This window comes from Campylobacter lari (assembly GCF_004357905.1).
In the GTDB taxonomy this organism is placed as follows: domain Bacteria; phylum Campylobacterota; class Campylobacteria; order Campylobacterales; family Campylobacteraceae; genus Campylobacter_D; species Campylobacter_D lari_D.
In genome coordinates this window covers 259,502-273,486 of the sequence record NZ_SMTT01000001.1, presented here as the reverse complement: position 1 = coordinate 273,486, position 13,985 = coordinate 259,502, and the positions used below count along the sequence as shown (strand labels likewise).

Annotated in this window: 16 protein-coding genes; 5 read left to right on the top strand and 11 right to left on the bottom strand. The window is 29.7% G+C overall.

What is annotated here, in order from left to right; translation table 11 throughout:
* From E2O22_RS01350 to E2O22_RS01330, 5 genes are read right to left on the bottom strand one after another with little or no spacing between them, the layout of a single operon-like run.
* On the bottom strand, nt 1-627 hold the full coding sequence (locus E2O22_RS01350) for an HAD family hydrolase (RefSeq protein ID WP_133318884.1): 627 nt from the start codon (nt 625-627) through the stop codon (nt 1-3).
* Nucleotides 624-956: a hypothetical protein gene (locus tag E2O22_RS01345; RefSeq protein WP_133318883.1), complete on the bottom strand. Its 333-nt coding sequence runs from the start codon at nt 954-956 to the stop codon at nt 624-626. Before E2O22_RS01345 ends, E2O22_RS01350 begins: the two co-directional genes overlap by 4 nt.
* Entirely contained in the window at nt 953-2,578 is a 1,626-nt protein-coding gene (locus tag E2O22_RS01340; protein ID WP_133318882.1) for a cation:proton antiporter, read from the bottom strand. The genes E2O22_RS01345 and E2O22_RS01340 overlap by 4 nt, the downstream gene beginning before the upstream one ends.
* A gap of 25 nt (nt 2,579-2,603) precedes the next feature.
* Nucleotides 2,604-2,978 carry a heat shock protein transcriptional repressor HspR gene (locus E2O22_RS01335; RefSeq protein ID WP_039668403.1) on the bottom strand — a complete coding sequence of 125 codons (375 nt, stop codon included), beginning with the start codon at nt 2,976-2,978 and terminating at the stop codon, nt 2,604-2,606.
* 12 nt (nt 2,979-2,990) lie between these two features.
* A complete protein-coding gene (locus E2O22_RS01330) occupies nt 2,991-3,863 on the bottom strand; it encodes a DnaJ C-terminal domain-containing protein (protein ID WP_133318881.1) in 873 nt (290 codons plus the stop codon).
* Between the two features lie 152 nt (nt 3,864-4,015).
* On the opposite strand from E2O22_RS01330, the gene E2O22_RS01325 reads away from it, so the two are divergent.
* The 5 genes from E2O22_RS01325 (at nt 4,016) to tpx (ending at nt 9,971) form a co-directional block, all read left to right on the top strand.
* Complete coding sequence (locus E2O22_RS01325; protein ID WP_133318880.1) at nt 4,016-5,431, top strand: DegQ family serine endoprotease; 1,416 nt, start codon at nt 4,016-4,018, stop codon at nt 5,429-5,431.
* A gap of 12 nt (nt 5,432-5,443) precedes the next feature.
* Nucleotides 5,444-6,118 (top strand): response regulator transcription factor, encoded by a 675-nt coding sequence (locus E2O22_RS01320; RefSeq protein WP_039626094.1) that lies wholly within the window; start codon nt 5,444-5,446, stop codon nt 6,116-6,118.
* Complete coding sequence (locus tag E2O22_RS01315) at nt 6,115-7,356, top strand: ArsS family sensor histidine kinase (RefSeq protein ID WP_133318879.1); 1,242 nt, start codon at nt 6,115-6,117, stop codon at nt 7,354-7,356. Before E2O22_RS01320 ends, E2O22_RS01315 begins: the two co-directional genes overlap by 4 nt.
* 7 nt (nt 7,357-7,363) lie before the next feature.
* Nucleotides 7,364-9,385, top strand: coding sequence for an ATP-dependent helicase (locus E2O22_RS01310; RefSeq protein WP_133318878.1), 2,022 nt, complete (start codon nt 7,364-7,366; stop codon nt 9,383-9,385).
* Nucleotides 9,386-9,446: 61 nt separating this feature from the next.
* Nucleotides 9,447-9,971: a thiol peroxidase gene (tpx, locus tag E2O22_RS01305; RefSeq protein ID WP_133318877.1), complete on the top strand. Its 525-nt coding sequence runs from the start codon at nt 9,447-9,449 to the stop codon at nt 9,969-9,971.
* A gap of 58 nt (nt 9,972-10,029) precedes the next feature.
* Here the strand turns inward: tpx and msrA are convergent, their stop codons facing one another.
* Genes msrA through hypB form a run of 6 tightly spaced genes read right to left on the bottom strand, consistent with a single transcriptional unit; the run spans nt 10,030 to nt 13,951 of the window.
* The gene (gene msrA, locus E2O22_RS01300) at nt 10,030-10,530 is read right to left on the bottom strand and encodes a peptide-methionine (S)-S-oxide reductase MsrA (RefSeq protein ID WP_133318876.1); all 501 of its coding nucleotides are present in this window, start codon (nt 10,528-10,530) and stop codon (nt 10,030-10,032) included.
* Nucleotides 10,520-10,885: a hydrogenase maturation nickel metallochaperone HypA/HybF gene (locus tag E2O22_RS01295; protein WP_133318875.1), complete on the bottom strand. Its 366-nt coding sequence runs from the start codon at nt 10,883-10,885 to the stop codon at nt 10,520-10,522. The genes msrA and E2O22_RS01295 overlap by 11 nt, the downstream gene beginning before the upstream one ends.
* Nucleotides 10,885-11,856, bottom strand: coding sequence for a hydrogenase expression/formation protein HypE (gene hypE, locus E2O22_RS01290; protein WP_133318874.1), 972 nt, complete (start codon nt 11,854-11,856; stop codon nt 10,885-10,887). Before hypE ends, E2O22_RS01295 begins: the two co-directional genes overlap by 1 nt.
* Before the next feature lies 1 nt (nt 11,857).
* Nucleotides 11,858-12,949 carry a hydrogenase formation protein HypD gene (gene hypD / locus E2O22_RS01285; protein WP_133318873.1) on the bottom strand — a complete coding sequence of 364 codons (1,092 nt, stop codon included), beginning with the start codon at nt 12,947-12,949 and terminating at the stop codon, nt 11,858-11,860.
* Nucleotides 12,936-13,217 (bottom strand): HypC/HybG/HupF family hydrogenase formation chaperone, encoded by a 282-nt coding sequence (locus E2O22_RS01280; protein WP_012661500.1) that lies wholly within the window; start codon nt 13,215-13,217, stop codon nt 12,936-12,938. Before E2O22_RS01280 ends, hypD begins: the two co-directional genes overlap by 14 nt.
* Nucleotides 13,217-13,951, bottom strand: a complete 735-nt coding sequence (hypB, locus tag E2O22_RS01275; RefSeq protein ID WP_039628341.1) for a hydrogenase nickel incorporation protein HypB — start codon at nt 13,949-13,951, stop codon at nt 13,217-13,219. Before hypB ends, E2O22_RS01280 begins: the two co-directional genes overlap by 1 nt.
* Between the last annotated feature and the right edge of the window lie 34 nt (nt 13,952-13,985).

Here is a 13,985-nt window from a genome sequence, read left to right as displayed (position 1 = left end):
TTAACCTTTTATGTAAGTTTGAATTTTTTCTATTAAAGTAGTTTTATCGTTAGCTTCATCTAAGTCTTTAATTTCTTTTTGCCAAGAAATATGTATATAATCCATCTTAGCATTTTTAGCACAAAGTCTATCTTTTAAGCTATCGCCTATGAAAATACTTTTTTCATATTTTGCTTCATCTGCGATTAATCTTAGCATCATAGGATCAGGCTTAGCTTCTATACCATAACTAACACCTAATATTTTATCAAAATATAAAAGAATGTTTTGTTTTTTTAAAATAGGTACCAAGCTTTCTTGAGGTGCATTTGTGGCTATAGCTAAATAGCAATCATTTTTTTTACAAAATTCCAAAACCTCAAGCACACCATCAAAAAGCACCACGCTTTGATCATAATGCTTAATAAAATACTTCTCATAACCTTCTTTAAAGCTAGTATGTGAGTAAGTATCAACCCCGTAAAAAATCTTAGCATAATTTTGTCCAGGAGTATTGATAGTATCTAAAATAAACTCTCTTTTTAAAGGTTCTAAATTTAAATCCGCTCTTATTTCATTTACCGCACATATTATAGCATTAGCACTATCTATAAGCGTGCCATCCATATCAAAAATTACATTTATCAATATTCATCCTTAAATTTAATTTTATATTTGTCTTTTTTATAACTTTGATTATTTTTTAGCTTATATAAGGCATTGGCTTTTGAAGCTAAGGTTTTTTGGTCTAAACTTTCATCTAAACACTCATTTACAAAAATCTCCAAAGCCTTAGTATAAGTAGAATCTAAAAACACCGCTTGAATTTTCTCAAAGATTTTAGCATTTTTTTGCATTCTTTCCCTAAAAAGAGTTAAATCAAAATCTTCTCTTTTTAAAGCACTCACAGCAGAATTAGTAAATTTTTCTAAAGCTCTTACATATTTTACCCTTAAAGCTTTTTCATCATTTTTCATTCTGCTGCACTTGTATTGATTCTACATTGTAATGCTTCTTGTACTAAATTTCTTGCTATTGAAGCTTCAGCATCTACAATGTGTAAATGTTTATCAGTATGTGGGAAAATGATCTTAGCACCTGTACCACTTGTTTTTAAAACCGTTTGTATGGGTTTGTTAAAGCTAGAAAGCACTTGATAGAGCATATCAAGCTTAGCTTCATTACTTATAGTTATAATAGCAACTGAGCATTCTTCTATATTTGCTACTTTTAATGTTTCTACTTGGGCTACATTTGCAAAAAAGATATTTTCATTTCTACTGCGGCCAAGTTCAACTAAATTTAAATCACTTTCTAAAACCAAATATGGAATACCTGTTTTTTTGATCTTTTGTACCACTTCTTGACCTAATCTTGTATAACCAAAAATGATAAAATGATCTTTCATTTTTTGATCACATAAATAAAATTTAGCCATATCATTTTGCTCACCTTCAGCTGCGTTGGCTATTTTTCTAAGATTATTTAAAATAAAAGGCGTTGCAACCATAGTGACGATAGAAACTATAATAAAAATTTGTGCTGTTTTTTCATCTATAAGTGAATTTACTTGCATTAGCGAAAATACTGCTAGCGCAAATTCTCCAATTTGAGAAATACTCAAAGCAGTTTTTAACGCTACTCTTTTTCTTGTATAAAGGATTAAAAGACCATAGATTACTACAAATTTTATCAATAAAACCAAGCTTACAAAAACAAAAATCAAAAACCAATTTTCAAAAACTATATGAAAATCAATTTGCAAACCAACACTGATAAAGAAAAATCCTAAAAGCAAATCTCTAAAAGGAACCAAATCTGCTTCTATTTTATGTTTATATTTAGTTTCAGCTATCAAAGCTCCAGCTATGAATGCTCCAAGTGAGTATGAAAAGCCAAAAGAATGAGCCAAAAAACTTGCTCCTATTACAGTAAAAAGTATGGTAGCGATGAAAATTTCATTTGCGTTAGTTTTAATGATGAATTTTAAAACATAAGTAAAAAGGTATTTGCCTATAAAATAAAGCAAAACAAGTAAAATCACAGCACTGACTAAAGTTGTAAGTAAAAGTTTTGAAATATCAGCATTTTGAGAACTAAATATATCAATCATTAATAGCAGTGGTATCACAGCAATATCTTGAAAAAGTAAAATTCCTAAAGCTTTTCTGCCGTATTCTTCGTTGATATCGCCATTATCATTAAGTATTTTTAAAACTATAGCAGTGGAAGATAAGGCTAGAGCAAAACCTGCTATCATTGCGATATGGCTTGCTATACCTAAAATATAAGTTACAAGTAAAGTACAAACCAAACCACAAGTTAGCATTTGCAAACTTCCATTTAAAAATACTTCTTTTTTCATTGCCAAAAGATGTTTAAATGAAAATTCAAGCCCTATGGTAAACATTAAAAAAACTATGCCAAATTCAGCTACATGTATAACAAATTCATTAGTGCTAAAACCATAAAATTCACGCACAAATAAACCTGTAGCTATATAACCTATAATAGTTGGAATACCAAATTTTTTAAGTATAACATTAAGTATGACAGCAACTGCTACTGCAGTTAAAAATAAAGTTATAAAAGCATCCACTCACCAACCTTTTGTAATGTTTTTATTATTTTATTTTTTCTAAAAAAATTAAATCAAAATTACTTCTATGTTTAACTACTGCTCTTGATTTTGAAGGATTATCTCTTCTATCAAGTTCTAATCTTAACTCTTCAATGGTGTTTTCAAACTCATCAATTTTTGTTTTTAGTTTTAAAATCACATCAACACCAGCTAAATTAACCCCAAGATCTCTTGTTAAGCGTAAAATCATTTTAATTCTATCTATATCTTTTTGAGAATAAAGCCTCATTTTACCATCGGTTCTACTTGGCTCAACTAAACCTTCTTTTTCATATTGTCTTAGAGTTTGTGGATGTATACTTAAAACTTTTGCAACAACACTTATAAGATACACCGGTTCATCATAACTATGCTCCATTACTTACTCCTTTCAAGGTAATTTTTCTTCTAAAATTTTTACAAATTCAGGATCAAGGCTATTAATATCAGGTATTTTTACATTCAAAATTAAATACATATCCCCATAAAGATCTGTTTTTCTATTTTGCACTCCATAGCCTTTAAGTCTAATTTTTTGATTGTTTTTAGAATTTGGCGGTATGGTAATTTTAACTTCTTTTCTTGGGGTATGCACACTGATTTTATCTCCAAAAAGCGCTGTTTTCAAGCTAATTTCAACCTTTTTGTACAAATCATCATCTTCTCTTTCATATTCATCGCTTTGCTCAAGTTCAACTTTTAAAATCAAATCCCCTCTTTGCCCTTGAAAGCTTTTTCCTTTACCTCGTATGCGTAGCTTTTCGCCATCTTTTATGCCATGTGGAATTTTGATTTTAACTTGCTCGTTATTTATATTTACCAAATGCTCACCACCTAAAATTCCTTTTTCAAAAGGAATTTTAACACTTGCTTGCAAGTCTAAATCTTCTTCAAATCCTCCAAATCCCCCAAAGCCACTTCTAAAATTATTACTAGAACTAAAACCGCCACTAAATCCTCCAAAGCCTCCGCCAAAAATATTTTTTAAAATATCATTGATGTCAGCTCCACCTGCATTTCTTGAAAAATCATGAAAACTTTGCCCACCAAACATAGAATCGCCATATCTATCATACTGAGCTCTTTTTTTCTCATCACTTAAAATTTCATAAGCGGCGTTAATTTCTTTAAATTTTTCCTCAGCACCATTTTCTTTGTTAATATCGGGATGATATTGTCTTGCTAATTTTCTATAAGCTTTTTTTATCTCATCTGCACTAGCGTTTTGCGAAACTCCTAGTGTTTCATATAAACTATTACTCATTTTTATTATTCCTTAATTTTTTATAAGATTATATCAAAAACTTTAGTCTTAGTCAATCAACTTTTATAAGTTTTAAAACTAAAGGTTTTATTTACAATTGTGTAAAAATAAAATTTTATACTTGCATTAAATGATTTTACAAAGGATAAAACATGAAAAAAACTATGATTCTTTCTTTGGCATTGGCAACTAGTCTTTTTAGTGCTAGTATTGATTTTAAACAAGCAGATGATAATGTAAAAAGAACTTTACCAACTGATAATCAAAATACTATACTTTCTTATCATGATTCCATACAAAAAGTTAAAAATTCAGTTGTAAATATCTCAACTTCTAAAACTGTTCAAAGTAGTTCATTTGGAATTGATGATTTTTTCAATGACCCTTATTTTAGACAATTTTTTGGTTTTGATTTCCCACAAGCTCCAAAAAATAAAAAAAATAAAGAAGTTGTAAGCTCATTAGGTTCTGGTGTAATTATTTCAAGCGATGGTTATATTATAACAAATAATCATGTTATAGAAGATGCTGAAAAAATCACTGTAAATTTACCTGATTCTAGCACTGAATATAAAGCTAAATTAATCGGTGCTGATCCTAAAACAGATTTAGCAGTGATAAAAATAGAAGCAAAAAACTTACCCGCAGTAGTTTTTGCTGATTCAGATAAATTACTAGAAGGTGATGTAGTGTTTGCTTTGGGTAATCCTTTTGGTGTTGGAAGTAGTGTTACAAGTGGGATTATTTCGGCCTTAAATAAAAACAATATAGGTCTAAATCAATATGAAAATTTCATCCAAACTGATGCTTCTATTAATCCTGGAAATTCAGGCGGAGCTTTGGTAGATAGTAGAGGAGCTTTAGTTGGGATAAATTCAGCCATACTTTCAAGAAGTGGTGGAAATAATGGCATAGGTTTTGCAATCCCTTCTAATATGGCAAAATCTATTGCACAAAAACTTATTGAGCATGGAAAAATTGAAAGAGGATATTTAGGCGTAGTCATAGGAGCTTTAACTCAAGATATTAAAAAAGCCTATACTAATCAAGAAGGTGCTTTAATTACTGAAGTACAAAAAGATTCAGCAGCTTATAATGCAGGGTTAAAAAGAGGAGATTTGATTATAAAAGTAGATAAAACTGTGATTAAAAGCCCTATGGATTTAAAAAACTACATAGGAAGTATTGATCCAAAACAAGCAGTAGAAGTAACTTATGAAAGAGATAATAAAGTCAAAACAGCTAAATTTATGTTAAAAACAGATGAAAAGTCGCTACAATATGAAAAAGGTTATATTGATGGTCTAAAATTAGTGGAACTTGACTCTAAGAATAGACAGCAATACCGCATACCTGAAAGTATTAGTGGTATTTTAATTACCGAAGTTACTCCAAAATCAAAAGCTGAAAAAATAGGTTTTGAGCAAGGTGATATTATCATAGGTGTTGATCAGTATGAAATTTCAAATTTTAAAGAATTATCTAAGGCTTTAGAATTAAATAAAGGTAAAGAGTATGTTAAAATTTGGATTAATAGAGGCGGATTTGTAAGAGCTTTACTTTTTTAAGAAAGGAAAAAAATGACAAATATTTTAATGATAGAAGATGATTTAGAATTAGCAGAGATTATAGCTGAATATTTAGAGCAATTTGATATGAAAGTAGATATTGCTCATGAGCCTTATATAGGTCTTTCAAGACTTGCTTTAAATCCTTATGATTTAATCATTTTGGATTTAAGCTTACCTGGACTTGATGGACTTGAAGTATGCGAGGAAATTCGTAAAAAATATGATACACCTATTATCATTTCAAGTGCAAGGCATGATATTAGCGATAAGGTTGCAGCACTTGATTTGGGTGCAGATGATTATTTACCAAAACCATATAATCCTCAAGAACTTCAAGCAAGAATTAAAAGTCATTTAAGAAGAATTTCAAACACAAAAACTGCTCAAGCTCAAGTTAAAAAAGATCTTGTATATGATAAATATAAACATACTATCACTATGAAAGATCAAGAAATTAGCTTTACTAATGCTGAATTTGATATTTTGAGTTATTTAATTAAAAAAGAAGGTGGAGTGGTAAGCCGCGAAGAGCTTGTGTATAATTGTAGCTCTATTAGTGAAGATTCTAGTAATAAAAGTATAGATGTAATCATTAGTAGAATCAGACAAAAAATCGGAGATGATCCTAAAACTCCAAAATACATTCATTCAATCAGAGGTATAGGATATAAATTAACTCAATGAATAAATCATCAATTTTTTATACTATAACCTTTGTTTTTTTGCTTGCAAGCGTTAGTGTAATTTTAGCTTTTTTATGGCTTATAAAATATGATCAACAAAATTACACTAATGAGCTTAATGCAAAATATTCTTTTATAGCTAATGCAAGATTATTATATTTTAATCATGTGATTAGTGAAAGAGAATTTTATGAGCAAACAAAAAATTACAAAATGATAGAATTAACAACTCCATCAGCCATAAGACAAATCATCTATAAAGCTGAAACTATAGCACGGGCTCAAACTAGTACAGGTGTAGTTGAAATCATTACTTTAGAAGATAATGTGTATTTAAAAATCATCTTTGATGGTAAGCTTTATTTATATAAAGATTTAGAATATCAAGGTTATCGTTATTTTGTGATCAAGCTTATTGCTAGTATAGTAGTAATGGTTTTATTGATTTTATATATTTTTATCATTAAAAAATTAAAACCACTTAGAGCTTTAAAAAGACAAATTGATAAATTTGGCGAAAATAAACTCAATGAAATTCAAAATGTTAGCAAGGGAAATGATGAAATTTCTCAAGTAGCAACAGCCTTTTATGAGTCTATTTTAAGAATTCAAAAACTAAACACTTCAAGGCAGTTTTTCTTAAGAAATATTATGCATGAGCTAAAAACCCCCATTACTAAAGGTTTAATTACTTTAGAAATGCTTGAAGATAGCAAATATAAAGAAAGATTAGTGGGTGCTTTTAATCGTTTAGAGATTTTGATTAATGAATTTGCAGCCATTGAGCAAATTACTTCGGGCGCTGGTTTGATTAATTTAAAAAAATACAATATCTTAGATCTTTTAGATGAAGCTAAAGATATAGCTATGAGTGATGATGAAAAGGTAAAAATTAGTATAAAAGAAAGTTTTAGTGTCAATGTAGATTTTAAACTTTTTACCACTGCAATGAAAAACATGATAGATAATGCGACAAAATACTCTGATGAAAATTGCGTTACTATAGAAATAACTAAAGATTATCTTTGCTTTAAAAACAAAGGAAAAGCCTTAGATAAAGACTTGAAATACTATACTCAAGCCTTTACGCAAGGCAAGAAAAATAAAGATAGTTTTGGACTTGGATTATACATTGTTAAGACTATTTTAGATTCTCATAAACTCACGCTTTATTATGAATATAAAGACGGTGTTAATCATTTTTATTTTAATGATATACAAAATATAATTTTAAACTAGGAAATTCATGCCTTTATCGCGTTTAAATGAAGAACAATATAAAGCCGCTAGTGCTCCTTTTGGACACAATCTAATTATAGCAAGTGCAGGCACGGGTAAAACTTCAACTATAGTTGCAAGAATAGCCTTTTTACTTCAAAATGGTATAAAGCCTGAAAAAATTATGCTTCTAACCTTTACAAACAAAGCTAGTAAAGAGATGATAGAAAGACTTAGTAGGTATTTTGATAAAAGCATTACTTCAAAAATCACAGCAGGAACTTTTCATAGTACTGCTTATTCTCTACTTAAAGAGTTAAATCACGATATTATTTTAAAACCTGCGAGTGAGCTTAAAATTCTTTTGCGTTCTATTTTTGAAAAACGCACTTTTCATCATTTAAGCGATACCAAACCTTATATGCCAAGCTATTTGTATGATGTGTATTCTTTATTTCAAAATACTAATGCAAACTTAGATGAATTTTATAATTGGTTTTGTCAAAATTATGATGAACAAGCTGTTTATGCTGAAATTTATGAAGATATTTTAAAAGAATACGAAGAAGAAAAAATGCGTTTTAACTATGTGGATTTTAATGATTTATTGATCAAATTAAAACATGTTTTAGCTTCACATCATTTTGAATTTGATGAGATTTTAGTAGATGAATACCAAGATACTAACACCTTGCAAGGCTCGTTAATTGATGCTTTTAAAAGTAAAAGTTTGTTTTGTGTGGGTGATTATGATCAAAGTATTTATGCTTTTAATGGGGCTGATATTTCTATTATAGGAAGTTTTAAAGATAGATTTGTCGATGCAAATATTTTTACTTTAAATAAAAACTATCGTTCTAGTAAAAATATACTTGCGTTAGCTAATAAGGTTATTTTAAACAATGAAAGATTATATCCTAAAGAATTAATTGTAACTAGAGAAGGAGATTTTAAAGCGCCAAGTTTGCTAACTTTTAATGAATTATTTGATCAATACTCTACCATAGCAAAAATAATTTTACAAAGCGGGGTTAATCTTGATGAAATTGCTGTGATTTTTAGAAACAATTCTAGTGCAGATGGAGTAGAAGTAGCCTTAAGAGAACTTGGCATAGCAAGCAAAAGAAAAGGTGGAGGAAGTTTTTTTGAAAGCTTGGAAGTTAAAAACTTTTGCTCTATGCTTGCAATCGTGCTTAATCCAAAAGATATCATGGCTTTTATACATTTACTTGAATACACCAAAGGAGTTGGTGGGGTTTTGGCAAAAGATATTTTTGATGCTTTATTAAAATTAGGACATTCTAGTTTAATTAAAGGCTTTTTAAATCCTGATAGTAGCGTAAATTTAAAAAAATACAAAAAACAAAGTTACCAACTAGGACTTTTTGATGATATTGAGGAGCTAGCCTCGCCTTCAAGATTTAACTTAGAAAGCGAATTTAATACCCACCCTATTTTAAGCTTACCCAAAATCAACGAGCTTTGTGCAAAAAATCTTGAAAAAATTTATCTTTTTATTAAAAAAGCAAGTGAATGTAAAATCTCAACCCAACTTGTAGATTTGATTTTAGAAAATGATTATTTTAAAGAAATTTGTGATATTTTGGCAACTAAAAGAGCGACTAATAAAAATTCCAATGTTGATTTAAATAAAAAAAATGAAATTTTAGAAAAAATCAACGCGAAAATGTTTGTATTAAAAGAACTTGCTAAAAATTATAGTGATAATTATAAATACTATAACTTTCTTACTCTTGGTGCTAGTGAAATGAGTAGTGGTAGTGGGGTTAATCTTTTAAGTATACATGCAAGTAAGGGGCTTGAGTTTGAACTTGTATTTGTAATTGATCTTGCACAAGGAAGATTTCCCAACCAAAAACTCATGAGCATGGGTGGAAGTTTGGAAGAAGAAAGAAGGCTTTTTTATGTAGCTGTAACTAGAGCTAAGGATACTTTATACTTAAGCTATGCAAAATATGACAAGATTAAAAAAAGCAATTATCAACCTTCGTGTTTTCTAATCGAAGCAGGTATGTGTAAAGAAGAATAAAAATAAGACTTTATTAATCTTTTTATATTATGATTAATAAAAACCATTCAAGGAGAAAAAAATGAATAGTGTATTATTCAAAGGAAATAAAGTAAATTTAAAAGGAAACAACATCCAAGTTGGTGACATGGCTCCAAATATCACTTTAAAAGCCAAAGATCTTTCAGGTGTTGAAATTGCTCCAAAAGGTAAAACTCAAATTATTATCAGCGTACCAAGCCTTGATACTCCAGTATGTGCAACTGAAGCTAGGGAATTTAATAAAAAAGCAGCAGCAAGTGGTGTAGAAGTAATCGTAGTTAGTATGGACTTACCATTTGCTATGGGTCGTTTTTGCTCAACTGAAGGTATAGATAATTTAACTGTTGCGAGTGATTTTGTTTCTAAAGAATTTGGTGAAAAATATGGTGTTTTAATGGCTGATGGTCCGCTTGAAGGAATTTTAGCTAGAGCAGTGTTTGTAATTAAAGATGGCGTAGTTGCTTATAAAGAATTAGTAAATGAAGTAACAGAACTTCCTAATATGCAAGCTTTAGAAAATTTCTTTAGTCAAAGTTGTGGATGTAGTGGTTGTGGTTGCCACTAAATTTTAAAAGCCTGCAAAAGGCTTTTAAATCTAACTGCAAAAATACTTAAAAACAATATTAGCAATTAACCTTTTCTAATTTTGGAGCAATAACAAATCTACAATAAGCTTGGCTAGGATTATTTTTAAAATATTTTTGATGATAGTTTTCAGCCTTATAAAATTTTTCTAGTTTTAAAACTTGTGTAACTATGTCTTTAGTGTAATATTTTTGTGATTTTTGTAAAAAATTGCTAATAATTTTTAACTCCTCATTAGTTTGATAAAAAATAACTGATCTATATTGTATCCCCTCATCAGCTCCTTGTTTATCTAAGCTTGCTGGATCGTGCATTTTGAGAAAAATTTCTAAGATTTTTTCTAATGAAATTTGTTTTTCATCATAAATTATCTTAGCTACTTCTATATTCCCATCACCATTTACCACGCTTTCATAACTTGGATTTGGCTTACCACCGCTATAACCTACTTCTGTATAAACTACGCCTTTGATTTCATCAAACACAGCTTGAGTACACCAAAAACAACCCGCACCTAAGATAATTTCCTTATTTGTCATTATTTTCTAAATCCTCATTTTCTTTTAAAACAAGTTGCATAAGATAAAGCTCTTCCCCATCTATGATTTTTAAATCTTTATCTTCGCATTTTGGGCACCAAAAGATATTATTTTTAAGTACTCCACTAAAATGGCATTTTTGACACTCAACTACTACTTCTTGAATATGCATAATAAATTTAGCATTTTTACATAAGGGGCTATTTTCTTTAAAAGTTTCAAAGCTTCTTTGCAAAAGTGGAGGTTCAACCCCACTTAAACGCCCTATTTTAACATGCACTTCTTCAATAACTTTTCCTTGAGCATATTCTTCACAAAGTTCTAGTAAAGATTCTGTAATACTTAACTCATGCATTAGCAAATTCTTGGTAAAAGTTCGCCTTTTGGAGCTTCTAAAATGCGTTTTGCTCCATAAACATTTTCTAAAACCACTCTTGCTTTTTTATTAGCTGTGATTTCACCTATAATAGCTGCATTAGTATTAAATTGTTTTAAAATTTCTAATGCTTTTTGTTCATCTTTTTTATCTACACAAATAATAAAAGTTCCTTCATTTGCAAGCTCATAAGGCTCATACCCAAAAAGCTCACAAACCCCTAAAACTTCATCGCAAACTGGGATTTTTTCTTCAAATATTAAAAGCTCTAAATTACTTAATTTAGTCCATTCATTTAAAACCGCACTAAGCCCACCACGCGTAGCATCACGCATTGCTTTTATGGAAATATTTGCATTTAAAAGTGTTAAAACTTCATCTTTTAAGCTTTTACAATCACTTTGGATATTTGCCTCTAAATTATTTCTTTCAATCAAAACCGCACAACCATGAGCTCCAATATCCCTTGAAACTAAGATACTACAACCACTTTTTAAGTTTTTGGTATTGATTTTTTGTATATTTTTACCTATACATGAAGTATTAATGTATATTTCATCGCCTTTATTTTTAGGAACAACTTTAGTATCCCCGCAAACTAGCTTTACTCCCGCTTTATCGCATTCTTCTTTTATAGATTTTAGTATAATTTTTAACTTTTCTAGCTCAAAACCCTCTTCTAAAATTAAAGCTAATGATAAATATAGCGGTTTTGCTCCCACCATTAATATATCATTTACGCTACCACAAACTGCTAATTTTCCTATATTTATATCTTTTAAAAAGATAGGATTTAATACAAAAGAATCAGTACTAAAAGCCAAATCATCTAAAATAGCAGCGTCATTTGCTTCTTTTAAAACATCATTTTCAAAAATAGAAAAAATTTCACTTATCAAAGCATTCATTTCTTCGCCACCGCCACCATGGGCTAAAGTAATTTGCTTCATTTTATGCCTTATCTTGATAGTATTTATAATAAGCCGCACAAGCTCCTTCGCTAGAAACCATACAGCTACCTATAGGATTTTTTGGAGTGCAAGCTTTTGCAAACACCTTACAATCGTAAGGCTTAGCTAAGCCTCTTAAAATTTGACCACAAATACAAGCCTTGCTTTCGTTTTTACTTTGTACTTTACAATCAAACACTTTGCTAGCATCTAAGTGTGCAAATTCATCTTTTAGACAAAGCCCGCCATTTACAATCACTCCAAGACCTCTAAATTCAAAATCACAAGGTTTAAAGTATTTTTCCACTAAAGCCTTAGCTTTTAAATTTCCTTCTTTGCTAACTACTCTGTGATATTCATTATAAACTTCAAAAGTATTTGCATTCATTTGCTCTACTATATTTAACACACTAAGCATTATATCAACTGGCTCAAAACCACTCACTGCTATAGGAGTTTTGTATTTTTTAGCAATAGGTTCATAAATGTTTGATCCTGTGATAACGCTTACATGGGAAGGCCCTAAAAAGGCGTCAATTTTTACATTTTCATCTTGCATGATAGCTTCTACCGCGGGTGGAACCAACACATGATTAATATGAAAAAATAAATTTTTTAAATTTAAAGCTATACCTTTTTCTATAATCACCCCACTCATAGGTGTAGTTGTCTCAAAACCTATGGTAAAAAAGATTATATTTTTTTCAGGGTTTTTTAAAGCTATATCTATCACATCCAAAGGTGTATAAAGTGCTCTAATATCAGCCCCTTTAGCTCTAAGATCAATTAAGCTTTCATAACTTCCTGGCACTTTAAGCATATCGCCTAATACGCAAAAGATAGTATTTGGCATACTTGCAAGCTTTAAAGCCACATCAATACGCTCTCTTGGCATAACACACACAGGACAGCCTGGGCCATGAACAAAATTAATTTCTTTTGGCAATAAATCAGGCAAACCAAATTTCATAATACTATGCGTATGTCCACCGCAAATTTCCATGATATTAATAGGCTTAGTAATTTTAGAAGCAATAAGTTCTTTTAAGGTTAAAATTCTTTCTTTATTTCTAAAATCATTAATTAAATCCATTTTTTAGCCCCATATCGCCTTCATTTTCATCGATTTGTCCATTTTGCATTTTCTCTGCTATATCAGCATAAATTTTTAAACTCTCTTGTGCAGCTTGAGTGTCGATTTTTTCCATAGCAAAACCCACATGTATAAGCACATAATCGCCTACTTTTAAAGGCTCGCTTATTAAATCCAAACTTACTCTTCTTTTAACCCCTAAAGTTTCTACTATGGCTGAATTTAGCTCATCAATTTCTAAAATTTTAGAAGGTATAGAAAGACACATTAGTTAAGCTCCTTTTTCATTTTTAGATAATTTATCCAAAGATCAAATCCTGTTTTTGTTTTACTATCTAAAATCATAATATCTATTTTAGGATTTAGCCTTTTAGCTGCCATAGAAGCTGCTTTGAAATCAAAGTCAAAATGTTGAGCCAAATCGGCTTTAGTAATGACCAATAAATCAGCCTTTCTAAACATCACTGGATATTTTTCTACCTTATCACTACCTTCTGTTACTGAAAGTAAAACTACATTTAAATGCTCGCCCAAATCATAACTTGCAGGACATACTAAATTTCCCACATTTTCAACAAATACTATATCAAGTTCACTAAGTTTAAAATGATGTAAAGCTTCATGCACCATAAAAGCATCTAAATGACAAGTTTGTCCTGTAGTAATTTGATGAGCTAAGCCTCCTGCTTTAATAATGCGATTTGCATCATTATTAGTTTCTAAATCTCCTTCAACCACAGCTATTTTTAAATCATCTTTTAAAGTTTTTATAGTTTCTTCTAAAAGCGTTGTTTTACCGCTTCCTGGGGAACTCATTAAATTAATACAAAGAGTATTATACTCATTAAAATGCTCTCTATTATGAGCTGCTTGATGATCATTTTTTGATAAAATTTTACTAATAACATTAATAGTTTTTTCATCTTTTAATGCTGGATTTTCATGATGGTGATCATGATGATGTTCATGTCCATTAATAGAACAACCGCAATCTTTACACATAATCTTTCCTTTATATTTTTATTTTATTGTATAT

Excerpts from the sequence above, each read along its gene's own strand:
- E2O22_RS01315 (WP_133318879.1), top strand. The coding sequence starts at position 6,115 with ATGAATAAATCATCAATTTTTTATACTATAACCTTTGTTTTTTTGCTT.
- E2O22_RS01295 (WP_133318875.1), bottom strand. The coding sequence starts at position 10,885 with ATGCATGAGTTAAGTATTACAGAATCTTTACTAGAACTTTGTGAAGAA.
- E2O22_RS01325 (WP_133318880.1), top strand. The coding sequence starts at position 4,016 with ATGAAAAAAACTATGATTCTTTCTTTGGCATTGGCAACTAGTCTTTTT.
- E2O22_RS01280 (WP_012661500.1), bottom strand. The coding sequence starts at position 13,217 with ATGTGTCTTTCTATACCTTCTAAAATTTTAGAAATTGATGAGCTAAAT.
- tpx (WP_133318877.1), top strand. The coding sequence starts at position 9,447 with ATGAATAGTGTATTATTCAAAGGAAATAAAGTAAATTTAAAAGGAAAC.
- hypB (WP_039628341.1), bottom strand. The coding sequence starts at position 13,951 with ATGTGTAAAGATTGCGGTTGTTCTATTAATGGACATGAACATCATCAT.
- hypE (WP_133318874.1), bottom strand. The coding sequence starts at position 11,856 with ATGAAGCAAATTACTTTAGCCCATGGTGGCGGTGGCGAAGAAATGAAT.
- E2O22_RS01335 (WP_039668403.1), bottom strand. The coding sequence starts at position 2,978 with ATGGAGCATAGTTATGATGAACCGGTGTATCTTATAAGTGTTGTTGCA.
- msrA (WP_133318876.1), bottom strand. The coding sequence starts at position 10,530 with ATGACAAATAAGGAAATTATCTTAGGTGCGGGTTGTTTTTGGTGTACT.
- E2O22_RS01330 (WP_133318881.1), bottom strand. The coding sequence starts at position 3,863 with ATGAGTAATAGTTTATATGAAACACTAGGAGTTTCGCAAAACGCTAGT.
- hypD (WP_133318873.1), bottom strand. The coding sequence starts at position 12,949 with ATGGATTTAATTAATGATTTTAGAAATAAAGAAAGAATTTTAACCTTA.
- E2O22_RS01320 (WP_039626094.1), top strand. The coding sequence starts at position 5,444 with ATGACAAATATTTTAATGATAGAAGATGATTTAGAATTAGCAGAGATT.
- E2O22_RS01345 (WP_133318883.1), bottom strand. The coding sequence starts at position 956 with ATGAAAAATGATGAAAAAGCTTTAAGGGTAAAATATGTAAGAGCTTTA.
- E2O22_RS01310 (WP_133318878.1), top strand. The coding sequence starts at position 7,364 with ATGCCTTTATCGCGTTTAAATGAAGAACAATATAAAGCCGCTAGTGCT.